Annotated in this window: 22 protein-coding genes; 12 read left to right on the top strand and 10 right to left on the bottom strand. The window is 66.8% G+C overall.

Translation table 11 applies throughout. The features are described from left to right. Window positions 1-405 precede the first annotated feature (405 nt). The 3 genes from K6L26_RS24530 (at window position 406) to K6L26_RS24520 (ending at window position 3,052) form a co-directional block, all read left to right on the top strand. Window positions 406-1,203 (top strand): hypothetical protein, encoded by a 798-nt coding sequence (locus K6L26_RS24530; RefSeq protein WP_221851824.1) that lies wholly within the window; start codon window positions 406-408, stop codon window positions 1,201-1,203. Between the two features lie 102 nt (window positions 1,204-1,305). Next, window positions 1,306-1,884: a sigma-70 family RNA polymerase sigma factor gene (locus K6L26_RS24525; RefSeq protein WP_221851822.1), complete on the top strand. Its 579-nt coding sequence runs from the start codon at window positions 1,306-1,308 to the stop codon at window positions 1,882-1,884. After that, entirely contained in the window at window positions 1,877-3,052 is a 1,176-nt protein-coding gene (locus tag K6L26_RS24520) for an anti-sigma-D factor RsdA (RefSeq protein WP_221853460.1), read from the top strand. The genes K6L26_RS24525 and K6L26_RS24520 overlap by 8 nt, the downstream gene beginning before the upstream one ends. On the opposite strand, the gene K6L26_RS24515 is transcribed toward K6L26_RS24520, so the two are convergent. Continuing rightward, the gene (locus tag K6L26_RS24515) at window positions 3,043-3,447 is read right to left on the bottom strand and encodes a DUF5319 domain-containing protein (protein WP_003882245.1); all 405 of its coding nucleotides are present in this window, start codon (window positions 3,445-3,447) and stop codon (window positions 3,043-3,045) included. The genes K6L26_RS24520 and K6L26_RS24515 overlap by 10 nt on opposite strands. Before the next feature lie 146 nt (window positions 3,448-3,593). Here K6L26_RS24515 and guaB point away from each other — a divergent pair, with 146 nt between their 5' ends. The 4 genes from guaB to phoU all read left to right on the top strand — a co-directional run bounded on the left by guaB (window position 3,594) and on the right by phoU (window position 8,857). Then, complete coding sequence (gene guaB / locus K6L26_RS24510) at window positions 3,594-5,135, top strand: IMP dehydrogenase (protein WP_019342998.1); 1,542 nt, start codon at window positions 3,594-3,596, stop codon at window positions 5,133-5,135. A gap of 30 nt (window positions 5,136-5,165) precedes the next feature. Beyond that, on the top strand, window positions 5,166-6,311 hold the full coding sequence (locus K6L26_RS24505; protein WP_019342999.1) for a GuaB3 family IMP dehydrogenase-related protein: 1,146 nt from the start codon (window positions 5,166-5,168) through the stop codon (window positions 6,309-6,311). Between the two features lie 83 nt (window positions 6,312-6,394). After that, on the top strand, window positions 6,395-8,131 hold the full coding sequence (locus K6L26_RS24500; protein ID WP_221851820.1) for a GMC family oxidoreductase: 1,737 nt from the start codon (window positions 6,395-6,397) through the stop codon (window positions 8,129-8,131). A gap of 66 nt (window positions 8,132-8,197) precedes the next feature. After that, window positions 8,198-8,857, top strand: a complete 660-nt coding sequence (phoU, locus tag K6L26_RS24495) for a phosphate signaling complex protein PhoU (RefSeq protein WP_019343001.1) — start codon at window positions 8,198-8,200, stop codon at window positions 8,855-8,857. Between the two features lie 4 nt (window positions 8,858-8,861). Here phoU and K6L26_RS24490 read toward each other — a convergent pair whose 3' ends face one another. Continuing rightward, on the bottom strand, window positions 8,862-9,485 hold the full coding sequence (locus K6L26_RS24490; RefSeq protein ID WP_036390073.1) for a TetR/AcrR family transcriptional regulator: 624 nt from the start codon (window positions 9,483-9,485) through the stop codon (window positions 8,862-8,864). A gap of 46 nt (window positions 9,486-9,531) precedes the next feature. Between K6L26_RS24490 and K6L26_RS24485 the strand changes: the two genes are divergently transcribed. Continuing rightward, on the top strand, window positions 9,532-10,209 hold the full coding sequence (locus tag K6L26_RS24485) for a hypothetical protein (RefSeq protein WP_221851818.1): 678 nt from the start codon (window positions 9,532-9,534) through the stop codon (window positions 10,207-10,209). After that, window positions 10,209-12,227, top strand: coding sequence for a YhgE/Pip family protein (locus K6L26_RS24480; protein WP_280639563.1), 2,019 nt, complete (start codon window positions 10,209-10,211; stop codon window positions 12,225-12,227). The genes K6L26_RS24485 and K6L26_RS24480 overlap by 1 nt, the downstream gene beginning before the upstream one ends. 1 nt (window position 12,228) lies before the next feature. Here K6L26_RS24480 and K6L26_RS24475 read toward each other — a convergent pair whose 3' ends face one another. Then, window positions 12,229-13,128: a TauD/TfdA dioxygenase family protein gene (locus tag K6L26_RS24475; RefSeq protein WP_064897691.1), complete on the bottom strand. Its 900-nt coding sequence runs from the start codon at window positions 13,126-13,128 to the stop codon at window positions 12,229-12,231. A 72-nt stretch (window positions 13,129-13,200) separates the two neighbouring features. Here K6L26_RS24475 and K6L26_RS24470 point away from each other — a divergent pair, with 72 nt between their 5' ends. Then, window positions 13,201-13,782, top strand: a complete 582-nt coding sequence (locus tag K6L26_RS24470; protein ID WP_076210926.1) for a TetR/AcrR family transcriptional regulator — start codon at window positions 13,201-13,203, stop codon at window positions 13,780-13,782. Here the strand turns inward: K6L26_RS24470 and K6L26_RS24465 are convergent, their stop codons facing one another. The 3 genes from K6L26_RS24465 to K6L26_RS24455 form a co-directional block, all read right to left on the bottom strand. Then, window positions 13,783-15,237, bottom strand: coding sequence for a catalase (locus K6L26_RS24465; RefSeq protein WP_043369129.1), 1,455 nt, complete (start codon window positions 15,235-15,237; stop codon window positions 13,783-13,785). It abuts the gene before it with no gap. A gap of 118 nt (window positions 15,238-15,355) precedes the next feature. Next, complete coding sequence (locus K6L26_RS24460) at window positions 15,356-17,722, bottom strand: glycoside hydrolase family 65 protein (protein WP_221853458.1); 2,367 nt, start codon at window positions 17,720-17,722, stop codon at window positions 15,356-15,358. Window positions 17,723-17,729: 7 nt separating this feature from the next. Then, window positions 17,730-18,464 carry a beta-phosphoglucomutase family hydrolase gene (locus tag K6L26_RS24455; RefSeq protein ID WP_221853457.1) on the bottom strand — a complete coding sequence of 245 codons (735 nt, stop codon included), beginning with the start codon at window positions 18,462-18,464 and terminating at the stop codon, window positions 17,730-17,732. A gap of 251 nt (window positions 18,465-18,715) precedes the next feature. On the opposite strand from K6L26_RS24455, the gene K6L26_RS24450 reads away from it, so the two are divergent. Further along, window positions 18,716-19,363, top strand: coding sequence for a TetR/AcrR family transcriptional regulator (locus K6L26_RS24450; protein WP_221851816.1), 648 nt, complete (start codon window positions 18,716-18,718; stop codon window positions 19,361-19,363). 88 nt (window positions 19,364-19,451) lie between these two features. Further along, window positions 19,452-21,005 carry a glutamine-hydrolyzing GMP synthase gene (gene guaA / locus K6L26_RS24445; RefSeq protein WP_019346227.1) on the top strand — a complete coding sequence of 518 codons (1,554 nt, stop codon included), beginning with the start codon at window positions 19,452-19,454 and terminating at the stop codon, window positions 21,003-21,005. On the opposite strand, the gene K6L26_RS24440 is transcribed toward guaA, so the two are convergent. From K6L26_RS24440 to K6L26_RS24425, 4 genes are all read right to left on the bottom strand, one after another. Next, window positions 21,006-22,628 (bottom strand): zinc ribbon domain-containing protein, encoded by a 1,623-nt coding sequence (locus tag K6L26_RS24440; protein ID WP_245008635.1) that lies wholly within the window; start codon window positions 22,626-22,628, stop codon window positions 21,006-21,008. A gap of 593 nt (window positions 22,629-23,221) precedes the next feature. Then, window positions 23,222-23,941, bottom strand: a complete 720-nt coding sequence (locus tag K6L26_RS24435) for a hypothetical protein (protein ID WP_019346877.1) — start codon at window positions 23,939-23,941, stop codon at window positions 23,222-23,224. Beyond that, window positions 23,938-25,146, bottom strand: a complete 1,209-nt coding sequence (locus tag K6L26_RS24430; RefSeq protein ID WP_019346876.1) for a zinc ribbon domain-containing protein — start codon at window positions 25,144-25,146, stop codon at window positions 23,938-23,940. The genes K6L26_RS24435 and K6L26_RS24430 overlap by 4 nt, the downstream gene beginning before the upstream one ends. Beyond that, window positions 25,143-26,765: a S53 family peptidase gene (locus K6L26_RS24425; protein WP_435405349.1), complete on the bottom strand. Its 1,623-nt coding sequence runs from the start codon at window positions 26,763-26,765 to the stop codon at window positions 25,143-25,145. The genes K6L26_RS24430 and K6L26_RS24425 overlap by 4 nt, the downstream gene beginning before the upstream one ends. Window positions 26,766-26,788: the final 23 nt, after the last annotated feature.

The following is a 26,788-nucleotide window of genomic DNA, read 5'->3' as shown; positions in this document are numbered from 1 at the left end:
GGTATGAGTCGGTGGAACCGAACTGAGCTCGTGTCGCCGATGACCGCTCGTGCACACAAACTAGGGGGACTGAATAAAGCGAGTCAATAGGCTCACGGTGTGCTAAAGGGCATATTCGCAGGTCCAGAATTTACATCACGTTCATCGTTGTGACGCTTGGACCAGGGATCGCATGTTAAGGCCGTGGCAAGCATGTTCGGGTTTTCCCTGTTCGCGCTGGCGGGGACGCTGTGCGCTATTCGGAGCGGGCGATAGTTAGTTGACACGCCATTAACATTCACGCCACCAATTGTTAACTGATGCTTATATTGCAATATTCAATACCCGGTTCCGCCGGTATCCGGTACCCGGTGCTTGGTTCCCGCGGCCCTGCGTCGAACGCCATGTTGATAGCGTCGCGAACCGATGACTGCATTCCCGGTGGCTGTTGCGGCCCTGGCCGACGCGGCCTTCGGGGCCGACCCTGGCCAGTGGCCGCTGCCCGGCGCCACCACACCGTACGAGCGCTGGCTGCGGGCCGTCGCCGCCGGCGGGCAGGGGCGCTACGGCTGTGCCCTCACCGAACTCGACGCGATCCTGCGGGCCCGGTACTCCGGCCCGCTGCTATCGCTGGCGCACAGCACCCGCGCCTCGTTTCTGCGCCAGCTCGGCGGGCACGCACGGGCCCGCGCCGCCGACGGCCGGGCGTTGGCTCACTGCGGTGAGGACCACGAGGCTGCCGCCGACGCGTTCGTCGGGCTGGCCGCCGATGCCCTCGGACTCGGCCGCTTCGGTGTCTCGGCCCGACTGCTCGATCGGGCCCGTGCCGTCGACACGCCCGACAACTCGCGTCAGCGCATCCGGCTGGAGTGGGTGAGCGCCGAGCTGGCGATGGTGCAGGGCGACGGTGCCGCGGCGGTGGAACATGCCCGTCGCGGGGTCGCGGCGGCTGCCGGTCACCGCTCGACACGCCACGCCGTCAAATCAGACGTCGTGCTGGCCGCGGCACTGTGCAGCGCCGGCGAGTTCGACGCTGCCCGCGAGGTCGCCGACGCGGCACTGCTGGCCAGCGAGAAATCCGGGCTGGTCCCGCTGCGCTGGGCTTTGGCCTGCGTGCTGGCCGACATCGGGAGCGCCGCGCACGACGCTGAACAAATATGCAGAATCCGGGACCTCAGCGCCGATACAGTGCGTCGCAGAGGCGGGGTGTGGGCCGGCGCCTAGAACCGGCCACTGATCACGGCTACCCCGCCCGGATCGTTATTGTTTAGCTCAGCCAATCGCCGCGAGTGTCGGTGCAACGTAACGCTGGAGAGATCGCCCACGATGACAAGTTCGGGAGACCGTCTCGACATTGTCGTTGCTGAGGCAGTGGCAGGTGATCGGAACGCGCTCTCGGAAGTGCTGGAGATCATTCGGCCGATCGTCGTTCGGTACGTGCGGGCGAGGGTGGGGGCGACCGAGCGTAGTGGTCTGTCAGCTGATGACGTTGCGCAGGAGGTTTGCTTGGCCGCCATAACGGCGCTGCCGCGCTACAAAGATCAGGGACGCCCGTTCCTGGCCTTTGTGTATGGCATCGCTGCGCACAAGGTTGCTGACGCGCATCGCGCGGCGGCCAGGAATCGTTCCGAGCCCACTGATGTGGTGCCCGAGCGGTTCTCCCTTGACGCGGGGCCCGAACAGTCCGCGCTCGACTCCGAGTCTTCGGAACGGATGGCCCGGCTGCTGTCGGTGTTGCCCGAGAAGCAGCGCGAGATCCTGATCCTGCGGGTCGTTGTCGGCATGAGTGCCGAAGAGACCGCCGAGGCAGTCGGCAGCACGGCCGGAGCGGTGCGTGTAGCGCAGCACCGGGCTCTGGCCCGGCTCAAGTCCGAGATCATGGCGACGGGACGTGACCATGCCTGACTTCGGCCGCTGGACCTCAAACGGTGGTGATCCGTCTCTCAACGAGATCAACAGGTCCGAGAAGTTCATCGAGGCACTGTCACTCGAGCGCCAGGTGTACGCCACCGACCGGGAAGAGGCCGAACTGGCCGTCCTGCTGGCCGGGTGGCGTGACGAGGCGCGGCGTGCACCGATGTCGGGTATCGCGACACCCCGCGAGGCCGTCGCAGCACTCAACAAGGCCACGTCCAAGGGGCGTGTGCGGATGCCGATGGCGCTGGTGGGTTCGATGGCTGCCGCGTTGCTGTGCCTCGGTGGGTTCGGGGCGGCCGTCTACGGCTCCGGACCCGGAGACGCGCTCTACGGTGTGCGCGGGCTGGTCTTCGGGTCGGCGCCGGTGACGCGCGACGTCGGCGTCGAGTTGGCGTCTAGTGAGCTCAAGCAGGTTCAGCAGCTGATCGACGAAGGGCAATGGGAGCAGGCGCAGCAGAAGCTGCAGACCCTGACCACCACAGTCGCCACCGTCGGTGACGAGCAGCGCAAGCAGGAGCTCGTCGACCAGTGGCAGCAGCTGTCGGTGAAGGTGGAGAACCGCGACCCGCACGCGACCGTGCCGCCGGATGCGCCACCGGTGGTGTTGCCCGAGGTCACCGTGACGACCTCGCCGTCGTCCCCCGTCGAGAGCCCGTCGGAACAGAGCTCGACGTCACCGACACCGACGACCGGACCCTCGACCTCGCCGACTTCACCGACGGAGACCTCACCTGGTTCGGAGACCGCCGGCCCGTCGGCGACTCCCACGCCGTCGGACACATCGGCTCCGACAACCACCCAACCTTCGCCGTCGCCCTCCTCGGCGGCCCCGACGAGCAGTGCCGAGCCGACCACGAGCGCGTCAGCCCCGGCGACGGCTCCGTCCTCGGCGCCGCGCACGACGTCGGCGCCGGCCACCTCGGCCGCTCCTGCGGCTGAGGTGCCCACCACTACCGCTGCACCGGTGGTGGAGCCCACGTCGGTGCCGTCAGCACCCCCGGCGCACAGTGCGCCGGCGGCACCTGCCGAGAAACCTGCCGAGAATGAGGGCGGCGCGAGCCGCCAAGGCCCGTCGGGAGGGCACGGCGGAGAAGCCCCGGCATTGCCGGGAATCGAGCTGCCCCTGTTGCCGGGGCTAGGCGGTGCTCAGCGGTAGCCGTCGGTGTCCGAGGTGGCCTCGTTGAGAGATGCGTCGGCGTAACCGCGGCAGTAGTCCCACGTCACATAGGCGTCGGGTTCGGGGTCGTAGGCCGGCTCGTGCGGGCGTACCGTGCCGTCGACGAGCAGCTGCAGCAGGTTGGCCCGCAGCATGTCCCAATCGTGGTAATGGTCCTGCTGGCATTCGTCACAGCAGACGACGAGACCGCGAATTCCCTTGTGCGCCAACAGCGCTTCGTATACCGCGAGATCGGCTAGATCAGCCTCGACTGCCGTCCGTTCCTGGGGGTCCAGAGGCTGGCCCGGCTCGATGGCGTCCAGAGCGGCCGACGGATCGCACGGATCGTCGGCAAACGGATCGGGCGGCAAACCAGGGGGGAGGTGGTCACGCACGGGTCCCACACTACGCAGCCGTCCTCCCATCGCGCCAGCCGTGCTGATGTGCGAGCTGACGTGCGAGGAGCGGCAACATCACTGTCAATATCCGAGCCGATAGAATCGGGTTATACGCCCCACGCCTGCCACTGGAGGCCCCACCCATGTCGATCGCTGAAAGCAGCGTTCCCATCGCCGTACCGGTGCCGACCGGCGGTGACGACCCCACCAAGGTCGCAATGCTCGGCCTCACCTTCGATGATGTGCTGCTGCTGCCCGCGGCCTCCGATGTGGTTCCCGCCGCTGCCGACACGTCGAGTCAGCTGACCCGCAACATCCGTCTGCGCGTGCCGCTGGTCAGCTCTGCGATGGACACCGTCACCGAGTCGCGGATGGCCATCGCGATGGCCCGCGCCGGCGGCATGGGCGTGCTGCACCGCAACCTGCCCGCCGCCGAGCAGGCCGCCCAGGTCGAGACGGTGAAGCGGTCGGAGGCCGGCATGGTCACCGACCCGGTCACGTGCTCGCCGACCAACACCTTGGCCGAGGTCGACGCGATGTGCGCCCGGTTCCGGATCTCCGGGCTGCCCGTTGTCGACGAGGCCGGGCAACTGGTCGGGATCATCACCAACCGCGACATGCGGTTCGAGGTGGACGAGAACAAACCGGTCGCCGAGGTGATGACCAAGCCGCCGCTGATCACCGCACAGGAAGGTGTGTCGGCCGAAGCCGCGCTGGGCCTGCTGCGCCGGCACAAGATCGAGAAGCTGCCGATCGTGGACGGTCACGGCAAGCTGACCGGCCTGATCACGGTCAAGGACTTCGTCAAGACCGAGCAGTTCCCGCTGGCCACCAAGGACAGTGACGGCCGCCTGCTGGTCGGCGCCGCGGTCGGTGTCGGTGACGACGCGTGGGCCCGGGCCATGAACTTGGTCGACGCCGGTGTCGACGTGCTGATCGTCGACACCGCTCACGCCCACAACCGGGGTGTGCTCGACATGGTGGCGCGGGTGAAACAAGCCGTGGGTGACCGCGTCGAGGTGGTCGGTGGCAACGTCGCGACCCGCGCAGCGGCCGCTGCCCTGGTGCAGGCCGGTGCCGATGCGGTCAAGGTCGGCGTCGGCCCCGGCTCGATCTGCACCACCCGCGTCGTCGCCGGTGTCGGCGCCCCACAGATCACCGCGATTCTCGAAGCCGTCGCGGCCTGCAAGCCTTACGGCGTGCCGGTGATCGCCGACGGCGGTCTGCAGTACTCCGGCGACATCGCCAAGGCACTGGCCGCCGGTGCGTCGACGGCCATGCTGGGCTCGCTTTTGGCCGGCACCGCCGAGTCGCCCGGTGAGCTGATCTTCGTCAACGGCAAGCAGTTCAAGAGCTACCGGGGCATGGGCTCATTGGGCGCCATGCAGGGGCGCGGCGGTGGCAAGTCCTACTCCAAGGACCGCTACTTCCAAGACGACGTGCTCTCCGAGGACAAGTTGGTGCCCGAGGGCATCGAGGGCCGGGTGCCGTTCCGCGGTCCGCTGGGCACGGTGATCCATCAGCTGACCGGCGGTCTGCGCGCGGCGATGGGCTACACCGGCTCGGCGACCATCGAGCAGCTGCAGCAGGCGCAGTTCGTCCAGATCACGGCGGCCGGGTTGAAGGAAAGCCACCCGCACGACATCACCATGACTGTCGAGGCCCCCAACTACTACACCCGCTGAATCGGTGGGGCAGGAGACTAAGAACACGTCATGCGCGACATGGTTGAAATCGGCATGGGCAGAACCGCCCGCCGCACCTATGAGTTGGACGACGTCACGATCGTGCCCTCGCGGCGCACCCGCTCGTCCAAGGACGTCTCGACGGCTTGGCAGCTCGATGCCTACCGGTTCGAGGTTCCGGTCGTGGCACATCCGACCGACTCCCTGGTGTCGGTGGAGTTCGCGATCGAGATGGGCCGCCTGGGCGGGCTCGGTGTGCTCAACGGCGAGGGGCTGATCGGCCGGCACGCCGATGTCGAAGACAAGATCGCGCAGGTTCTCGATGTTGCCGCGACGGCCTCGGACGACACCGCCGCCACCCGCATGCTGCAGCAGCTGCACGCGGCGCCGCTGGATCCGGAGCTGCTCGGCGCGGCGGTGGCCCGCATCCGTGAGGCCGGGGTGACCACTGCGGTCCGGGTCAGCCCGCAGAACGCCCAGGCGCTGACGCCGACGCTGGTGGCCGCAGGCATCGACCTGCTGGTCATCCAGGGCACCATCATCTCCGCCGAGCGCGTCGCGCAAGATCACGGGGGCGGCGAGCCCCTCAACTTGAAGACGTTCATCTCCGAGCTCGACGTGCCGGTGGTGGCCGGCGGCGTGCTCGACCACCGCACCGCACTGCACCTGATGCGCACCGGCGCGGCCGGGGTGATCGTCGGCTACGGCTCGACGGCCGGAGTGACCACCAGCGACGAGGTGCTGGGCATCAGCGTGCCGATGGCCACCGCGATCGCCGACGCCGCGGCCGCTCGTCGCGAGTACCTCGACGAGACCGGCGGACGGTATGTGCACGTGCTGGCCGACGGCGACATCCACACCTCGGGCGACTTGGCCAAGGCGATCGCCTGCGGTGCCGACGCGGTGGTGCTGGGCACGCCGCTCGCCATCGCCGACGAGGCGCTGGGTGGCGGGTGGTTCTGGCCGTCGGCGGCCGCGCACCCGTCGTTGCCGCGCGGTGCGCTGCTTCAGGTGGCGGTCGGCGAACGCCCCGGCCTGGCGCAGGTGCTCAACGGTCCGTCCGACGATCCGTTCGGCTCGCTGAACCTGGTCGGCGGTCTGCGCCGGTCGATGGCCAAGGCGGGCTACTGCGACCTCAAGGAATTCCAGAAGGTCGGGCTGACCGTCGGCTCGTGATGGCCGCGGCATCGAGGAATTCGTCTTTACAAGTTAGGGCCTCCTGTCTAGAAGTTACCAATCGGTAGCGTCATACTGATCACATGAAGCCTGACTATGACGTCTTGGTGATCGGTTCCGGGTTCGGCGGCAGCGTCAGTGCGCTGCGACTGACGGAGAAGGGCTATCGAGTAGGTGTACTCGAAGCCGGCCAACGGTTCGCCGATGCGGACTTCGCCAAGACCTCGTGGGATCTACGCAAGTTCCTGTGGGCGCCGAAGTTCGGCATGTACGGCATCCAGCGCATCCATCTGCTGCGCAACTGCATGATCCTGGCCGGTGCGGGTGTGGGCGGCGGCTCACTGAACTACGCCAACACCCTGTACGTGCCGCCGGACCCGTTCTTCAACGACCCGCAGTGGAAGGACATCACCGACTGGCGGGCCGAGTTGATGCCGCATTACGACCAGGCGCAGCGGATGCTCGGCGTGGTCACCAACCCGACGTTCACCGACGCCGACCGGGTCATGAAAGAGGTCGCCGACGACATGGGGTGTGGCGACACCTTCGTGCCGACGCCGGTCGGTGTGTTCTTCGGGCCCGACGGGCAGAAGACGCCCGGCAAGACCGTGCCCGACCCGTTCTTCGGCGGGGCCGGCCCCGCCCGCACCGGTTGTCTGGAGTGCGGCGAGTGCATGACCGGATGCCGCCACGGCGCCAAGAACACGCTTGTCAAGAACTACCTCGGGCTGGCGGAATCGGCTGGGGCGCAAGTGCACCCGATGACCACGGTGACGAGCTTCGAGCAGCGCCCCGACGGCTTGTGGGAAGTCAGCACCGTGCGCACCGGCAGCAAGTTGCGGCGTAAGCGCAAGACGTTCACCGCGACGCATCTGATTCTGGCCGCGGGTACGTACAACACCCAGAAGCTGCTGTTCAAGATGCGCGACACCGGAAAACTCAACCGGCTCTCGGCGCGCCTGGGCGTGCTCACCCGGACCAACTCCGAATCCATCGTCGGTGCGGGGCGGCTCTCGGTCGCGCCGGATCTGGATCTGACCCACGGCGTCGCGATCACGTCGTCGATTCACCCCACCGCCGACACCCATGTCGAACCCGTGCGGTACGGCAAGGGCTCAAATGCCATGGGTCTGCTGCAGACGTTGATGACCGACGGCGCCGGGCCGAAGGGGACCGATGTGCCGCGCTGGCGGCAGTTCTTCGACCAGGCCGGCGAGAATCCCCGCGAGCTCTTGCGCCTGCTCAACCCGAAGCAGTGGAGCGAGCGCACCGTGATCGCGCTGGTGATGCAGCACCTGGACAACTCGATCACCACGTTCACGAAGCGAGGTCCGCTGGGCGCCCGGATCATGTCGTCCAAGCAGGGCCACGGTGAGCCCAACCCGACGTGGATTCCGGTCGGTAACGAGGTCACGCGGCGCATCGCCAAGAAGATCGACGGCGTCGCCGGCGGTACGTGGGGTGAGCTGTTCAACATCCCGCTCACGGCCCACTTCCTCGGGGGTGCTGCCATCGGTGACAGTGCCGAGCACGGCGTCATCGATCCCTACCAGCGGGTGTACAACTATCCGACGCTCTATGTGATGGACGGTGCGGCCATCTCGGCGAATTTGGGGGTGAACCCGTCGTTGTCGATCACCGCGCAAGCAGAGCGGGCGGCATCGTTGTGGCCGAACAAGGGGCAGGACGACCAGCGTCCGGCGCAGAATGAGCCGTACCGGAAACTGGCGCCGATCGCGCCCGACCATCCCGTGGTGCCGGCCGAAGCGCCCGCCGGGTTGCGCCGGCTGCCGATCGAGCCCGTCAACTCAGGCGGTTAGCGCACGGCCCTTCCGGGTACTTGACCCTCGCCGGACGGCGAGGTCCGGGGGGAGGGGATGTGAGGCATGCGGCAGGCTTTTCACGACGAGTTGACGCAGCTGTGCGATCAACTCGCCGAGATGTGTGCTCTGGCGGTGAGTGCGATGCAGCGGGCCAACGAGGCGCTGCTCGAATCCGATCTGTCGCTGGCCGAGCAGGTCATCGCCGACCACGAACACATCGCCGCCTATAACCGCCGCATCGAAGAGTCGGCGTTCCGGCTGCTGGTTCTGCAGCAGCCCGTTGCCAGCGAGCTCCGCACGGTCGTCGGTTCGATGCACATCGCGGCCGATATCGACCGGATGGGCGCGCTTGCGGTGCATGTCGCCGACATCTCCCGGTTGCGCCATCCTGAGTGCGCGCTGCCGGATGAGGTCCGCGCGAGTTTCACCGACATGGGATCGCAGGCCGTGCGGCTGGCGCAGACCGCGCAGGAGGTGCTGGTATCCCGGGATCCCGAGGCTGCCGCGCGCCTGCGCGACGAGGACGACGCCGTCGACGCAGAGCACCGTCACCTGTTCACCTTGCTGCTGGACCGTCAGTGGGAGGACGGGGTGTGCTCGGCTGTCGACGTCGCGTTATTGGGCCGCTACTACGAGCGGTTCGCCGATCATGCGGTCGAGATCGGCAAGCGCGTGATCTTCGAGGCCACCGGCGGCAGGCCGCTGCACAAGAAACTGGCCTGAGCGCCTACTGCCCATCGGGGGTGGATTCCAGCAGCGCGGTGAACAAGCGGGTGAGGGCGTCGATGTCGACAGTTCCCGGCTGGAGTACCTCCTCGGTCGCGATGCCCGAGATGATGGTGACGACCAGTTGGGCGAGTGCCGCCAACTGCTTGCCGGGCAGTGACGTGCCGGCCTGCTCGACGATGTGCAGGGCTTGATCGGCCGCCGCGCGGCGACGCGCGACCAGGCGTTCCCGTAACTGCGGATCCCGGACCGCCCGCAGCCAATACTCCATCAGCACGATCTGGTACTCGGTCTGGTCGTGGATCGAGTCGAGCGTTGAGGAGCTCAATGCCGCGGCGATCGCGGCGGTGTCGCCGTGGCCGCTGTCGAGCGCGCTCGCGATGAGTGCGCCGCGACTCTCGAACTGCCGGTCCAGCAACGCCAGGAACAACTCGTCCTTGGATTCGAAGTTCGAATACACCGCGCCCTTGGTGAATCCGGCGGCGTGACCGATGGCGTCGATGGTGGCGCCGGCGAATCCCTCCGCCGCGAAAACCTTGAGCGCCGCGTCCAGGATCCGGTCGCGCACCTCGTCACGGGTGGGGCGGATGCGGGTGGGTTTGACAGCCGACATGCCCAACAGAATACTCGCTAGTATCGTATGGATACCAGTGAGTATCGAAAGGTCGGAAATGGAAGACAAGGACGACGCACAGGACGCGCCGCAGATCACTGCGGCCGGACTGGGTGTCGACGGCGAGCACGGGCCGCTGTTCTCGGACATCGACCTGGAGCTCACCGCGGGATTTCACGCCATCCAGATGCCAGGGGGATGGGGTCAGACCGCGCTGTTGCTCACGCTGGCCGGGCGTTTGGCCCCAAGCCATGGCACGGTGACCGTCTGCGGCCAGACGCGCCCGCGCGACATCCGGCGGCACTGCGCCATCGCCGCATTCGCCGACATCGACGAACTCGAGGATTCGGTCACCGTTCAGACGGTGCTCGCCGAGCAGCGGCGGTGGTTGTCCCCGTGGTATCGACGCGTGCCGGCAGACGCCGGAGAGGCCGAGCTGCGCGAGGTCTTCGGAGAACTGACGCCCCCGGCGCCTGACACCTACATCAGCGAACTGTCCGATCTCGACCTGTTCCTGCTCAAGGTCACCCTGGCGCTGTTCTCGAACCGGCCGATCCTGGTGGTCGGCGACCTCGAACAGGTACGGGACAACTGTCGGCGTGCGATCGCGGTCGAACGGCTCGGTGCGATCGCCGCGCAGCGCAGTGTGATTGTGGGAGTGACCAATCCGCTCGGCCATGAGGCTCCCGACCACGACCTGCACGATCACCGCATCCTTACCGGAAAGAACGCCTGATGCTGAAACGCCTTCGCGCAAACGGCTCATCCCCGGCTGCTGGTCTCGCCTTCGGCTCTCCGGCTGCTGGTCTCGCCTTCGGCTCGGAAATCAAACGCTTCGGCCGCAGCCGCATGACCCGTGCCGCCATCGTGGTGCTCATGCTGCTGCCGCTGGTGTACGGCGCCCTCTACCTCTGGGCGTACTGGGACCCCTTCGGCCAGGTCGACAAGATGCCGGTGGCGCTGGTCAATTCCGATCGTGGGGTGGAGGTTTCGGGCCAGCACGTCAATGCGGGCGCCGAGATCGCCAAGAGTCTGACCGACGATGCCAGCTTGAACTGGCATGTAGTGGACGAAGAACAAGCCCGTCAGGGCGTCGAGCACGGCACCTACTACTTCATGCTCGAGCTCCCACCGGACTTCAGTGAGGCGATCGCCTCACCGCTGACCGGGCAGCCCAAACGAGCCAACCTGAACGCGGTCTACAACGACGCCAACAACTACATCTCGTCGAACATCGGTCGCACCGCCATCGACCAGGTGCTCAACGCGGTGTCCACACGGATCTCCGGTCAGGCCGTCAACCAGGTGCTGTCCGTCGTGGTCAGCTCCGGTGCCGGGATCAAGCAGGCCGCCGACGGCGCGGCCCAACTTGCCGACGGCGCAGCCAAAGTCGACGACGGTGCAGGCCGGCTGGCGACGGGGCTGCACAGCGCCCGGTCCGGCTCGGCTCAATTGGCCACCGGCGCCAAGCAGCTTTCCGACGGGATCACCAAGGCCACCGATCCGCTGGTGGCGGTGACCTCCGCGCTGTCGAAGATCGGTGGCGACACCCAGAAGCTGGAAGACGGCACCGCTGCGCTGCGGCAGGCCAATGACCAGATCGGTGCCATCACCGGGGCGCAGGATTCTGCCGCGACCGCGTTGAATTCGGTGATCGACCAGCTTTCGGCCAGCCCGGACCCCATGGCCAACAACGCGGCCGGGATGCTGCGTGGCGTCCAGGACGATCTGCGCGCCCACCAGTTCACCCCGCAGATTCGCCAGCAGCTCACCGACGCCGAGAACGCGGCGATCTCGATGACGTCGTCACTGCGCAACCCGGGCAGCCCGCTGAACTCCGCGCTCGATCAGGTGGGCAGCAAGAACTCCGACCTCAACGCCAAGCTGAACCAATTGCGCGGCGGTGCCCAACAGCTCGCCAAAGGCAATGCCGAATTGGCAAGCGGTATAGCCCAACTCGATACCGGAGCCGGGCAGTTGAAAGCCGGCACCACCCAGTTACGGAGCGGATCGGCCGAATTGGCGACCAAGCTGGCCGACGGCGCCGGCCAGGTCCCTGATTGGACTCCCGCGCAGAAGGACGCGATCGCCGACACCATCGGTGGTCCCGTACACCTGCAGAACTCTGCAGAGAACGCCGCACCGAACTTCGGCACCGGTATGGCGCCGTTCTTCATCACACTGGCGTTGTTCTTCGGCGCGCTGGTGCTGTGGATGGTGTTGCGGCCGTTGCAGAACCGCCCGATCGCGGCGGAGGTGCCGGCGATCCGGGTGGTCCTCGCCAGCTACCTGCCTGCCGCGGTCATCGGGGTGTTCCAGGCGATCATCCTGTACTGCGTGGTGCGGTTCGCGCTCGGCATGCACGTGGTGCATCCGGTTGCGATGCTGGCCTTCATGATCCTGGTGTCGTGCGCCTTCGTCGCCGCGACCCAGGCGGTCAACGCCCTTGTCGGTCCCGCGGTGGGCCGGGTGCTGTTGATGGCGCTGCTGATGCTTCAGCTGGTCAGCGCCGGCGGGATGTATCCGGTGGAAACTACGTCACGGCCGTTCCAGCTGTTCCATCAGTACGACCCGATGACATACGGTGTCAACGGATTACGCCAGCTCATCCTCGGCGGAATCGATCATCGGTTGTGGCAGGCGATCGCCACGCTGTTGGTGATCTGGGTCGGTGCCCTGACCATCTCGGCCTTGTCGGCCAGGCGTAATCGACAGTGGAACATCATCAGGCTGATGCCGGCGATCAAGATGTGAGTCAGACCGCGTGCAGCAGAGCGGCATCGGCGAGCGGCCGGCTCTTGTGCCCGTGGATGTCGACGGGCACGTCGCCGGCAAGCGTCACGCGGTGCATCACCCGGCGCTGGTCGTCGTAGTCGTCGACCGCCCGGTGCTGGGTGGCCCGGTTGTCCCACATCGCGACGTCGCCGGGCGCCCAGTTCCAGCGAATAGTATTCTCCGGAAGGGTGATCCGGCGCTGCAGCAACTCCAGCAAGGTGGCTGATTCGTAGCTGTCCAAACCGAGGAATCCGCGGGTGAAGTCGCCGGCGACCAGGGTGCGCTCGCCGGTCTCCGGATGCACCCGGACCACCGGATGCTCAGTTCGGAAGTCGGGCTTCTCGAACGCGGCCCGCATCAGCTGCTGCTCCTCGCTGAGCGCAATAGATTGTGTCGCAGCGTAATCGAACCGGTTGCTGTGGACTGCCCACAGGTTCTCGGTGAAGGCTTTCAGCGGTGCGGGCAGGGCGTCGTAAGCGGCCGCGGTAGAAGCCCACAGGGTGGATCCGCCGTACTCCGGCAGTGTCACCGCTCGCAGGATCGATATGGCCGGGTAGTCGGGCACGAACGTGACATCGGTGTGCCAGCGGGTTGCCTTGGCGTACTCCGAGTCCAGCGGGGTGATCAACGGGGCGTCGTCCTGCTTGAGTGCGTGGTGTCCGACCGGCTTGCCCATCAGCCGTGCGAAGGCGTGGTGCTCCTCATCGGTGAGGCCGTGCTGGCCGCTGAAGAAGACCACCTTGTGCTCGAGTAGTGCTCGCCGGATCTCGGCGACGGTGGCCTCATCGAGGTCGCCGCCCAGCGTTACGCCGTCGATGCGGGCGCCGATACGGCTACCGAGCTTCTTGACGCTGAGAACAGGGGTGGTGGGAGCAGTCATCGCCGGGTCCTTTTCGCTGGTGGAAACACTGTAGTCAAGTGACTACAGCTGCATGTGGGCTAGTGTAGCCACATGACTACACCCACGCCACCGGCCAAGGCTGAGGCCGGTCCGGTCGGCAAGGACGAGGTGGTGGCGGCCACGCTGTCGGCAGCCGCAGAGCTGTTCGCCGAACGCGGTCCGGCCGCCACGTCGATCCGGGACATCGCCACCCGGTCCAAGGTCAACCACGGGCTGATCTACCGGCACTTCGGCACCAAGGAGCAACTGGTCGGCGCGGTGCTCGAGCATCTGGGCGGTCGGCTCACCGCGCTTCTGGACGGCGAGGTATCCGACGGAGAGATCGAACAGAACATGGACCAGCACATGCGTGTGATGGCCCGCGCCCTGCTCGACGGTTACCCGATCGGTGAACTGCAGACCCGGTTTCCGGGGGTCGACAGGCTGCTCGACGAGGTGCTGCCCCGATTCGAGGATGAGCGCAACGGCAGGCTTGCGGTCGCCAATGCCGTTGCCTTGCAGCTGGGTTGGCGTTTCTTCGAGCCGTTCCTGCGGTCAGCGGCGGGACTCGCTTCGATCAGCGACGACGAGGTGAGGACGGCGGCGGGCGCCGAGATCGCCCGGATCCTCCAGCCCGGCGCCGCCGCCGATTAGTCAGCCGCCCTTGTTGAACTCGGCCTCGACCTTCTCCCCGAGCTGCTTGTCGACGTTCTTCCAGTACTCGAACGCCCGCTCCAGCACGTGGTCGGAGACGCCCTTCGACAGGTGACCGGCGATGTTGGAGACCAGCCGGGCCCGCGCTGCGTCGTCGAGCACCTCGCGCACCATCGTCCCGGCCTGCCCCCAGTCGTCGTCCTCGGCGTGCAGGGTGTAGGCGGCGCGAACCATGTCACCGTCGGCGCGCCACAGCGACTCGGCGGTGCGGGCGGGATCGGCCTGCGGGCCGCCGTACGAGTTCGGCGCGTAGACCGGGTCGGAGACGTTCTTGATCCGCATGGCCCCGTCTTTCGAGTAGCTGTTCACCTCGACTTTCGGCGCGTTGACCGGGATCTGCTTGTAGTTGGTGCCCAGCCGGTGACGGTGGGCATCGGCATACGAGAAGTCGCGCGCCAGCAGCATCTTGTCCGGGCTCAACCCGGTCCCGGGAACCCGGTTGTTCGGTTCGAACGCCGCCTGCTCGATCTCGGTGTGGTAGTCGGTGACGTTGCGGTCGAGCGTCAAGGTGCCGACGTCGATCAGCGGATAGTCGCCGTGTGGCCACACCTTGGTCAGGTCGAAGGGGTTGAACCGGTAGTCCTTGGCCTCCTCGAACGGCATGATCTGAACCTTCAGCGACCACGTCGGAAACTCGCCGCGCTCGATCGCCGAGTACAGGTCGCGCTGGTGGGCATCGCCGTCGATGCCGGCCATCTCGTCGCCTTCCTCTTGGGTGAGAAATTCGACGCCCTGGTCGGTCTTGAAGTGATATTTGACCCAGAAGATCTCTCCGGCGGCGTTGATCCAGCTGTAGGTGTGGCTGGAGTAGCCGTTCATGTGGCGCCAGTCGCGGGGGATACCGCGATCGCCCATCAGCCAGGTGACCTGATGTGCGGATTCGGGCGACAGGGTCCAGAAGTCCCATTGCATGTCGTGATCGCGCAGGTTGTTCCCGGCGCGGCGCTTCTGCGAGCGGATGAAGTGCTGGAACTTCAGCGGGTCGCGCATGAAGAACACCGGGGTGTTGTTGCCCACCATGTCGAAGTTGCCTTCGGTGGTGTAGAACTTGGTCGCGAATCCCCGAGGGTCGCGCCAGGTGTCTGGGCTGCCGCGCTCACCGGCCACCGTCGAAAACCGGGTGAGCGTCTCGGTTTTGACGCCGGGCTGGAACAATGCGGCTTTGGTGTAGGCGCTGACGTCGTTGGTCACCTCGAAGTGACCGAATGCGCCCCCGCCCTTGGCGTGCGGCTGGCGCTCCGGAATGCGCTCCCGGTTGAACATCGCCATCTGCTCGATCAGATAGTGGTCCTGCAGCAGGATCGGTCCGTCGGGCCCGATCGTCAATGAGTGCTCATCGCTGTACACCGGGATTCCGGCGTCGGTGGTTGTCGGCTTGGGCTGGGTACCGGTCACCCCGTCGCTCCTTTCGCTGTTCAGCAGGCGGAGCTGCGCGCGTGACAGCGCCACCGCTGGAGGTACGAGTGCCGGGTACCCGCCGAGGTTCCGGTTCCAAACCCTTTCCGGGTGCCGTTTATCGCTCGGCGGGACCCGTGCGACGGCGTACCGGTTCCTTGCCGGGGGGTTGCGGCGGGGCCGGCAGCAGTGGGTGCCGGGGCTTGATGGTGACGGTGGTCGGTCCATTGGTGTTGAGCACGACGTCGTCACCGGCGTGGCGGATGGTGAGCGATCCGTCGGGGCCGTCGCGCAACGTGTAGGTGACGTTGTCGTGATGCGCGTCGACCGTCACCCGAAAACCCTTCCACAGCAACCGGAACCGCAGGCAGGAGATGCCGTCGGGAAGGTGAGGGTCCAGTGACAGGATGCCCTCGTCGTCACGCAGCCCGCCGAAACCGGCCACCAACGCGGTCCATGCCCCGGCCAGCGAGGCCATGTGCAGACCGTCGCGGGTGTTGCGGTGCAGATCGCGTAGATCGATCAGCGCGGCCTCGTAGGCGTAGTCGTGGGCCAGCTCGAGGTGACCGACCTCAGCGCACATGACCGCCTGCGTACATGCCGACAGCGACGAGTCCCGGGTGGTGCGCCGCTCGTAATAGTCGACATTGCGGGCCTTCTGTTCCGGGGTGAACGCATGGCTCTGCCATTGCATTGCCAGCACGAGGTCCGCCTGCTTGAGCACCTGGGCCGGGTAGAGCCGGACATAGGGCTCGTGCAGCAGCAGCGGGTAGGAGGTATTGGCCGAGAAATCCCACTCGGCCAACGTGGTGAAGCCCTGGCACTGCGGGTGCACACCCAACTCGTCGTCGTAGGGAATGTGGGCGGCGTCGGCGGCATCACGCCAGGCCGCGGTCTCCTCGGTGGTCACGCCCATCGCATACGAAGCGTCGGGGTGGCGGGTGCACGCGTCAGCGGCTACCCGAAGGTTGTGCGCGGCCATCAAGTTGGTGAAGATGTTGTCGCGCACCACGGCGGTGTATTCGTCGGGTCCGGTCACACCGTCCAGATGCCAGATGCCGTGGCGATCATGGTGACCCAGCGACATCCACAGCCGGGCGGTGTCCACGAGCACGGCGAGGCCACATTCCTGCTCGAGCGAGCCATCGCCGGTGACCACTCGATAGCGCTCGAAGGCGGCGGCGATGTCGGCGTTGATGTGCCATGCCGCGGTGCCCGCCGGCCAGTACGCCGAGCATTCCTCGCCCCGGATGGTGCGCCACGGGAAACTGGCTCCCTTCAAGTCCAGCTGTTGGGCGCGTTCGCGGGCCAGGTCCAAGGTCGAGGCCCGCCACCTCAGCGCGTCGGCCGCGGCTTGGGGTTTGGTGTACGTCAGTACGGGCAGCACGAAACCCTCTGTGTCCCAAAAAGCGTGGCCGTCATAGCCGGTGCCGGTCAGTCCCTTGCCCGCGATCGCCCGCCGCTCGGCGCGGGCGCTGGCCTGCAGCACGTGGAACAGCCCGAATCGCACCGCCTGCTGGCAGTCCGGGTCGCCCTCGACCTCGACGTCGGCGCAGTCCCAGAACTCGTCGAGATACGCGCGCTGAGAATCGAGGAGACCCTGCCACCCGCTGTAGCGGGCGCCCGTGATCGCTGCAGCCGCCTGATCACGCAACGCGGGACGTGATCGCAGGCTCGACCAGCCGTAGCCCAAATACTTGACGATACGTAGCTTCTGGCCGGGGCGCAGCCCGCAGATCACGGTGGTCCGGGCCAGGTCATTGCGGGCGTCGGTGTGGACCTCGACCCGGCCGGGCACCTCGACGTCATGGTCCATCGCGGCTGCCATCATCAGGCCACTGCCAACGGTGCGGTGTACCAGAAGCGCACCACTGTCGGTGTTTTCGTGATGAACGGCGTGCAGCGGGTGTTTGAGCACCGCCGAAACCCGGGGATCGTCGGAGGTCTCGGGCTGGTCTTCGTTGGTGACGAGCTCGGATTGCACCGTTACCCGGACGAATTCGTCCAGCGCCTCGACGCTGTACTCGATGGCGGCGACGCCGCGGTGCGCGAACGACACCAGCCGGGTAGAGACGACCTTGACCTGTTTGCCCGCCGGAGAACGCCAGTGGGCGTGGCGGGTCAGGGTCCCGGCGCGCAGGTCAAGGGTGCGCTCGTGATCGATCAGGTCGCCGTATCGCACGTCGAACGGCTCGTCATCGACAAGCAGGCGCAGCAGCTTGCCATTGGTGACGTCGACGACGGTCTGTCCGGCCTCGGGATAGCCGAATCCGGCTTCGGCGTAGGGCAGGGGACGGACCTCGAAAAATCCTGCCAGATAGGTGCCGGGCAAGCCGTAGGGCTCGCCTTCGTCGAGGTTGCCGCGCAGCCCGATGTGGCCGTTGGACAGCGCGAACAACGATTCGGACTGCGCCAGCAGGTTGAGGTCCAAACGGGTTTCGCGCACCTGCCAGGGCTCAACCGGATACGCGTCGTGGGTGATCATCATGCTGCTACATCAACTCCGCCAAGTCGGTGACGACGACGTCGGCGCCGTCGCGGCGCAGCTGCCCGGCCTGCCCCACCCGGTCCACGCCGACCACGAATCCGAATTCTCCGGCGCGGCCCGCCGCGACCCCGGCCAGCGCGTCCTCGAACACCGCGGCCTGGGCGGGGGAGACGCCGAGCAGTTCGGCGGCACGTAGGAAGCTGTCCGGCGCCGGCTTGCCCGGAATGTTCTCGTCGCGCATGGTCACGCCGTCCACCCGTTGCTCGATGAAGGTGTCCAATCCGGTGATCCTCAGCACCTCCTCGGTGTTGGCGCTGGACGACACCACGGCGCGGCGCAGCCCAGCTTCGGTCACGGCCTGCAGGTAACGTCGCGACCCCTCGAACACCTCGACGCCGTCCTTCTCCAGGGTCTTGTGAAACATCGCGTTCTTCCGAGTGCCCAGGCCCTCTATGGTCTCGGCGTCGGCTGGGTCATCCGGCGTCCCCTCCGGCAACTCGATCCCGCGACTGGCCAAGAAGGATCTGACACCGTCCTGGCGGCGCTTGCCGTCGACGTAGGTCAGGTAATCGACATCGATGTCGAATGCCGTGAACGGTTCACCGGTGCGTTCGGCCCGGCTTTTGAGGTACTCGTCGAACATGGCTTTCCAGGCCTTCTTGTGCACGCTGGCCGTATCGGTGAGCACGCCGTCGAGATCGAACAGGCACGCGGTGATCTGCTCGGGCAGGCCCAGCACAGCGTCCTCGCTTTCGCCGACGTCTTCTTCCATCATGCGTAATGACCGCGCGGTGTGCGGTCTTAAACACGGCTTCGGTCGCGAGCAATCCATTTGATCCGCGCGTTGTCGCCGTGAGGATCACCGTGCTGCGCGAGAGTGATTCGGGCATAGGCGCGTTCGTCGAGCGATGCTCCGCGACCCGACGAATGTCACAGCAGAGCAGTAGACATCGATTCGTGACAGATTGATCTAGTGAGTACCCTGGGCCTGTGCCTCCGACTTCCGCGGCCGGCAAGCCGGTCGAAACGCGCGTCCGTCTGTTGGAATCCGCCACGGATCTGTTCAGCCGGCAGGGCTTTGGTGCCACCGGCATCAAAGCCGTCCTCGCGGCGGCCGAGGCGCCGTACGGGTCGCTCTATCACTTCTTTCCTGGCGGCAAGCAGGAACTCGGTGCTGCTGCACTCACCTACGGCGGGGAGCGCTACCGCGACCTTTTGGAGACGGTGTACCCCGAGGAAGTCGATGTTGTCGAGGCGACAGCGGCCGCATTCCGTCAGGCCGCAGAACGGCTGGAAGGCGCCGACTACGGCTACGCCTGCCCGGTCGCCACGATCGCATTGGAGGTGGCGAACAACGACGAACTGATGCGGAGCGCCGCCGCCGAGGTATTCGAATCGTGGCTCGCGGTACTCCGGCAACGTTTCACTGCTGCCGGTATGACCGACGAACGCGCCCGCGAAGTTGCGGTGGAGATCTTCTGTCTGATCGAAGGTGCGGTCCTGCTCTCGCGCACGACACGGTCGTCGGTGCCGATGCACACCGCCGGGCGGGCCGCGGCCAATGCGGTTGCTGCCGGGCTGGCCGACGCCCCCAAGCGGCGATCGGCGCGTGGCACGGGTACCCGGGCGTCGCGCTGAATCTGGCGGATCAACCTGCCCTGAGGCGCCGGTTACCAAGTTTTCCGGCACGTCGAGCACGCTCTGACCAGCCCACTAGACTGTTGCGGTGGCTTCTCCATCACCTCGCCCTGTCCTCGTCGTCGACTTCGGCGCTCAGTACGCACAGCTGATCGCCCGCCGGGTCCGTGAGGCGCGGGTGTTCTCCGAGGTCGTCCCGCACACCGCCACGGTTGAGGAGATCAAGGCCAAGGATCCGCAGGCCATCGTCCTCTCGGGTGGGCCGGCCAGCGTGTACGCCGAGGGTGCTCCGCGCCTGGACCCTGCGCTGTTCGATATCGACGTGCCCGTGTTCGGCATCTGCTATGGCTTCCAGGCCATGGCGCAGGCGCTCGGCGGCACCGTCGAACACACCGGGACCAGCGAATATGGACGCACCGAGCTGAAGGTCACCGGCGGTGACCTGCACTCCGAGCTGCCGGCCAGTCAGCCGGTGTGGATGAGCCACGGCGACGCGGTCACCGCGGCACCGGACGGGTTCGACGTGGTCGCCTCCAGCGCGGGCGCTCCTGTCGCCGGCTTCGAGAATCGCGCCCGGCGGCTGGCCGGCGTCCAGTACCACCCCGAGGTGCTGCACTCGCCGCACGGCCAGCAGGTGCTGAGCCGGTTCCTGCACGAGTTCGCCGGCATCGGGGCGAGCTGGACCCCGGCCAACATCGCCGAGCAGTTGATCGAGGCCGTGCGCGCCCAGATCGGTGACGGTCAGGCGATCTGCGGTCTGTCCGGCGGCGTGGATTCCGCAGTGGCCGCCGCGCTGGTGCAACGTGCCATCGGGGACCGGCTCACCTGTGTTTTCGTCGACCACGGTCTACTGCGGGCGGGAGAACGGGCGCAGGTGCAGCGCGATTTCGTCGCCGCGACCGGTGCCAAGCTGGTGACCGTCGATGTCGCCGACCGTTTCCTTGAGGCTTTGACCGGCGTGACCAACCCCGAGGGCAAGCGCAAGATCATCGGCCGGGAGTTCATCCGGGCCTTCGAGGGCGCGGTGCGTGACACCCTCAGCGAGGCGGACATCGAGTTCCTGGTGCAGGGCACCCTGTACCCCGACGTGGTGGAATCCGGCGGCGGCACCGGTACGGCCAACATCAAGAGCCACCACAACGTCGGCGGTCTGCCCGACGACCTCAAGTTCAAGCTTGTCGAGCCGCTGCGGCTGCTGTTCAAGGACGAGGTACGCGCAGTGGGCCGGGAGCTCGGACTGCCCGAGGAAATCGTTGCGCGCCAACCCTTCCCGGGTCCGGGGCTTGGCATCCGCATCGTCGGCGAGGTGACGGCCGACCGGCTCGACACCCTGCGCCGCGCCGACGCGATCGCCCGGGAGGAGCTCACCGCCGCCGGCCTGGATCAGCAGATCTGGCAGTGCCCGGTGGTGCTGCTGGCCGATGTCCGTTCGGTCGGTGTGCAGGGTGATGGGCGCACCTATGGCCATCCGATCGTGCTGCGCCCGGTGTCCAGTGAAGACGCGATGACGGCGGACTGGACGCGGGTGCCTTACGAAGTGCTGGAACGGATTTCGACGCGGATCACCAACGAGGTACCCGAGGTCAACCGGGTGGTGCTGGATGTCACCAGCAAGCCGCCGGGCACCATCGAGTGGGAGTGATCAGCGCCGAGAGTCCCCGCGCCAACGAAAACTGTTGACGTACTTGCCCATATCCAAGGCAAGGTCCAAGTTGGCGCCGGACGGAATTCCCGGGCCGAAATCCGGACCGTAGGCATGATATGGACCGGTTGCTACGGCGATCAGGGCCAGATCGTCTTTCACCGCGGCCAGAATGACCACCCGCATCCTCAGGTAGCCACCGGTGGCGTTCTGTGGCCAGCTGTCGAGGACCATGCCGTACCCGGGTTGATAGCCGACCATGGCATTGGGAATCTCGTAGTCCAGATCTGCGTCGGGGTAGGTGTCCTCGACCAGAGCGGTGGAGATTTCCTTCGGCGTCTGCCCGGCCGCGGGCTTGCCGATGAGCTGCATCGTGCCACCGTCCCCGGCCAGGAAATCCGCTGTCACACCCTCGTCGGTGGTGGTGACCGAGTAGGCCGCGCCGGAGGCGGGATACGCGACCGAGAACGCGCCGTCCGGGGCGGTGAATCGAGGATTGGTCGCCACGGGCTCCATGGTCGGTGGGCTGCCACAATCCGGCGGGCATACGTAGCGCGCGGGCGGAGTGCTGACCGATGCCGACAGACCGACCAAGGCAGCCGCCACCAGCGTGACCCCGACCGCCCATGCCCCCAGCAATCGCCGATCGTCGGCTCGGTGCGGTGGTCGCGACAACGCCCGGATCGCTGTTCCACAGTTCAGGCAGAACGTCATATCCGGAACGGTGTGACCGCACTGCCCGCACAGCATCGACTCGTCGGCGTTGACCGCGTCGTGTGCCTCGTACAGCAAGGCCAGTTGCAGCCCGACTCGCAATGCCAGCAGTGCCAGCGCCATCACGACGAAATGCACTGCCAGGACCCATAACTGTGACACCGGCGCGACGTCGATCAGACCCAGGACGGCATAGCATGCCGGAATGACCGCGATGGTCAGTACCAAACCCGCCCGCACGTGGTTCGGACGGTGCGGCGCACCGGTCGACGCCGGGGTGAACCACAGGGCGATGCCGACGGCAGCGCCGGCGGCCGCGGCGGTCAACGGCACCGCCACGCCCTGGATTCCGGCCTGGACCAACAGCCCGCTCAACGGGCGGTCATGGTCCACCATTCCGTCGTCGAACTGAGGGGCCAATCGGCTCAGGGTGGCGGCCGCGGTGAAGGCCAGCGCGCCCAAGGCGCCGATGACGAAGCCGTCCAATGATTCTCGTGTTCGCGTCCCGGCCGATCGGATCACCACTGCCGGGGTGAGCATCAGCAGCATGGCCCCGAGTGGTATCCCCAGGCCGTCCCTGACGATCCGGAACCGCGGGATGTCGACGCCCATCGCCATGTCGTACTCGCGGGCTACCGCGGTTCCGGTCATCAGTGTCCAGACGACACCCAACCCGACGCCAAGGGCGGCGGTCAGGAGCAGAGTGCGGGTCGGAACACTCTTGAGAACAAGGGATCGCCACAGATAGGCGACGAACAGCAGAGGCACTCCGAACGCGGCGAACGCGTTCATCGCCGCGGGCAGTCGCAGCAGGGCGCAAACGACCACCGCGACCAGGAGCGCGCCGAGCGCGAGCCGGAACGGTGCGCGCGAACGCTCGGGCAACTGTGGGAACAGCGAACTGACCACCGACGGCCGTAGCAGGTGCTCGCGTCCTGCGCAGTAGGCCCGGCTTCGCAACCACCGGGGCCCATCGCCCGACGGGGACAGGTATGCCCCGCACCGGCCGCAGTAGCTGCCCGCCGGAACATGTGTTCGGCACGCCCGGCATTCGACGTCAGTCACGGGCGCGGCGGCCGGGTCCCGGTGGCGCTATTGCCGATGTGGGCTGCCGATCCCATGGCGCCCGGTGGGCGGTGCCGGCGGTTCGACATGGGTGGGCGTGAAGCGGTTGGCGCCACCGGGGGTGACCTGCTTCTCGGTGGGCGCCGCAGGCGGCGTTGTCGTGGTTGTCGTTGTGGTGGTCGGGGAGGGGCTCGTGGTCTCGGGCGCCTTCTCGCCGGTACCGCAAGCGCTCAGCCCGACCATCCCTATGATCGCGGCGGCGGCTGCGAGGCGACATGTTGATCGGCGTGATCTCATGATTCGTCCTAACTGTCCCCCGGCGGGCGGTTCAGAAGCAGCATCTGAATCGGTTTGCTGGCAAACGTTAACCCAATGCGGGCCGACATGGGCGTCAATTGCCGGTTTTCCTTTCCGGGACTGCCCTCACCTGCGGCGCATCAGCGATCCGGGTCTCCACGCCAGCGGAAGCTGTTGACGTATTTACCCATGTCCAGTGCCAACTGCAGGTTGGCGCCCGAGGGTTTACTGGCGCCGGATCCGGGGCCGAATTCGCGGTATGGCCCGACGGCTGACGCGACCAGCGCGAGGTCGTCTTTGACCGCGACCAACACCAGGACCCGCATCCGCATGTAGTTGCTCGTGGCGCCCTGGGGCCAGCAATCGGCGACCAGGCCGAAACCCGGTTGGTAGCCCACCATCGCGTTGGGGATGGTGTAGGCGGTCTTGGTATCGGGAAACGTCTTCTCGACAAGAGAATTGGCGATGTCCTCGGCGCTGCGCCCGCCGGCCTGCTCACTGAACAGCTGCAGCATGCCACCGTCGCCTGCCTGGAATTCCGCGGTGACACCGGTCGGGTTGGTGGTGACCTTGTACGCCGAGGAGGACACGGGGTACGAGACCGAGAAGCTCTGGTCGGGGGCGGTGAACACCGGATTGATCGCCACCGGCCGCCCGGTGGGCGGCGTTCCGCAGTCGGGAGGACACATGTAACGGGCCGGGGATTCGCTGGTCGTGTGGGAGATCCAGGCCAGTACACCGGCCACCAGGGCGATTCCGGTGACCAGGACGGCCAGCAGTTTCAGCGCTGAGGTGCCGCGGACGGCCCGGGTTCTGCCCGTCGAAACAGGTACCGCATAGCCGGGAAAGAACGTGCTCATCCGGCGTCCGACCCCGGATCACGCACGGGGCGGTTCTCGCGGCGTTCTTCCCGGGACGTGCGTGAGGACGCGTGCGTGGCCGCGCCGCAGTGGGGACAGAACGACATGTCGGGCACGACATGGCCGCACCGTGGGCAGAAGATGGGTTGGTCGGAAGCGATCTCGTCCTGAGCTTCGTGCAGCAGTGCCAGATGCAGGCCCACGCGCAATGCCAAGACCGCCAGCAAGGCAACCGTGATGTGCACAGACAATTGGACCCACTGCGGGATGCGGGCCACGTCGACCAAACCCAGTGCCGCGTAGACGATCAGTACGGCGAACGCGCAGGAGAACATCACCAGCCGGACGTACCCGACGTGTTTGTCGACCTTGGTGGGCGGGCGGGTGAACCACAACGCCGCACCGATCAGTCCCCCGATGGAGGCTGCGGTCAACGGCACTGCGATACCACGGATCCCGGCTTCGACGAGCAGCCCGGACAGTGGACGGTTGTGTGCAATCATCCCGGTGGTCAGCTGTGGCGCCAGCCGGGTCAGCGTGGCCGCCGCGGTGAAGGCCGTCGCACCGAGCGCGCCGATCATGAAGCCGTCCAGGGATTCCCGGCTCGCCGGGCGCGACAGTCGGACGACGACGGCGGGCACCAGCATCAGGATGGCACCGCCCAGCGGAATCCCCAAGCCGTTGCGCATGATCCGCGATCCGGTGATACCCGCGCCGAGCGGGACGCCGTAGGACTTGGCCATGACGTGGCCGGTGAGCAGCACCCAGCCCACGCCCAGCGCGACTCCCAACACGGCGGTCAGCACCAGGTTGGCGCGGTGCAGGTCGCGGAAGGCGTCGGACTCATAGAGATAAATCAGGAAGAGCAACGGAATGCCCAGCGCCGCGACGGCGATCAGGGCCGCGGGCAGGCGCAACAGCGCACACGCCACCAACGCGGCGAGCAGTACCAGCATCGCGACGCGGAACGGCGTGCGCGATTGATGCGACAGGTGTGGGAACAACGAGCTGGCTATCGACGGGCGCAGCAGATGTTCGTCGGGTGCGACACAGGATGCGCTGAGGCGCAACCATTCCGGCCCGTCTCCCTGCTCCTTGTCGAGCGGCACCCCGCACAGGCCGCAGTACTTGCCGTCGGGCACGTCGACCTTGCAGACGCGGCATTCGGTGGTCGGGACGTCAGTGCCCTCAGGCGTGTCGGTCATCGGTTCGCCTTCTGCAGGACGAGGAGATTCTTGACGAGGTTCTCTACGTTGGGTGTGCCCAACCCGGTCGCCATGTCGTAGCCGGGTGCGGCGCTGGCCACCGCGTTGCCACCGAGAGTGATGTCGCGGAAAGCCGGAAGCGGTGCCCCCTTGGCGATGCGGTACAGCATCGGGTTGAGATCGCCGAGCGCACGGCCACCGTTGGCGGTCAGGTACTGATTCATCACCGCAGCCATCGCGGCCCACAGCGGTGCGGATTGTGAGGTGCCGCCACCGACCAGAACCTGGCCGTTCAGCACGATCTTCACGCCGGTGAACGGATCGGCGACAGCCGAAATGTCGGGGGTCAGCCGTTTCTGGTCGCCACCGGATTCGGTGCTACCGGGTGCGGAAAGCCCGCGCTGCCAGTCCGGGCGGTCGAACAGCGAGGACACTCCGCCGCCGGTGCCCTGCGACAGCGGGACGTCGAACCAGGCCTGTTCGGCCAGCCAGTCGCCATCGGCGTCGGTCGACAGCGTCGTGCCGCCGACGTCGGTCATCTCCGGCAGCGAGGCCACCGAGTCCAGGCCGACGTCGTCCTGGCCTGGCGCGGACGACCAGTCTTGTCCGCCTTTGCATTCCAGGCCGGCCAGGTCTCCGCTGGCGTTGAAGGCCGTGGTGCCGTGGGTGTGTGCGGTGGCCAGCGCCGAGCGAACCGGGGCGAGGTCGGCGGCGGTGATCAGCTTGTCGCAGCCCCAGCCGATCGAGAAGCTCCACACCGCACCGGGGAATTGCTGGTCGGCTGACTCCAGCATCTTGCCGATCTTCTCGTAGGCGCCGTCGCCCTGAACGGTCGGCCGGGCGTTGACCACGACCTTCTGCGCATCCGGCGCGATGGCATGGGCGACCTGCAGATCCATGGTGGTCTCACCGCGCGGTGCACTCGGTTGCCCGCCGACCACCGTGGGGGTGAACCTGGGTAGGTCGAAGGTGGTGGCGAACGTGTCCAGATCGGACTGGTCGAAACCGTCGAATGCGAAGAACACGATGGTGGCGCCCTTGCCGGTGAACCCCTGTTTCGCCAGATTGGCGAGGTTGTAGGTGTTGAGCACGCCCTGTGGTGTCAACCCTTGGTCCGGGACATCGGTGGGCAGGTTCCGCAGGTCGGGCAATGACATCCGGTGCGGCGTGTAGCCCAGGATGCGGCCGACCTCGCTGACCTCTGCGGTCAGCGGTTCGGGCACCGAGGGTTGTTGCGGTGAGGCATAGAACTCCTGACCTCGCCGCCCCCGGTAGTCGTGGATGTTCACGCCGAAAGCGGTTGCCATGTCGGAGGATCGACCTTCGGTGATCGCCCAGGCGTCACCGGGCCGCCAGCGCACCGACAGTGCGTGCTGCTGGGCCCAGTCGAACAGGGCCGTCGGCCGAGCGGCATGGTGCAGCGTCATGGTGAGCTGCGCCGAACCGTTGTCGGCCGGGCCGAGATCGGTTGAGGCGGAGAGCAGTTGGGCGTACGGGCCGCTTATCTGAGCGGACCCGTACGCCCGGTCACCCGTGGTGGGAGTGGCTCGCAGGTCGGAGACCAGCAGGGCACTGAACAGGATCAGGGCCAGTAACGCCCGGGTGGGGGCGTGGTTCATCCCGGCCATGGGTGAACGACCGA

The organism is Mycobacterium farcinogenes (assembly GCF_019739075.1).
Lineage (GTDB): Bacteria > Actinomycetota > Actinomycetes > Mycobacteriales > Mycobacteriaceae > Mycobacterium > Mycobacterium senegalense.
The sequence above is the reverse complement of the archived record's forward strand: the minus strand, read 5'-3'. Positions and strand labels throughout refer to the sequence as shown.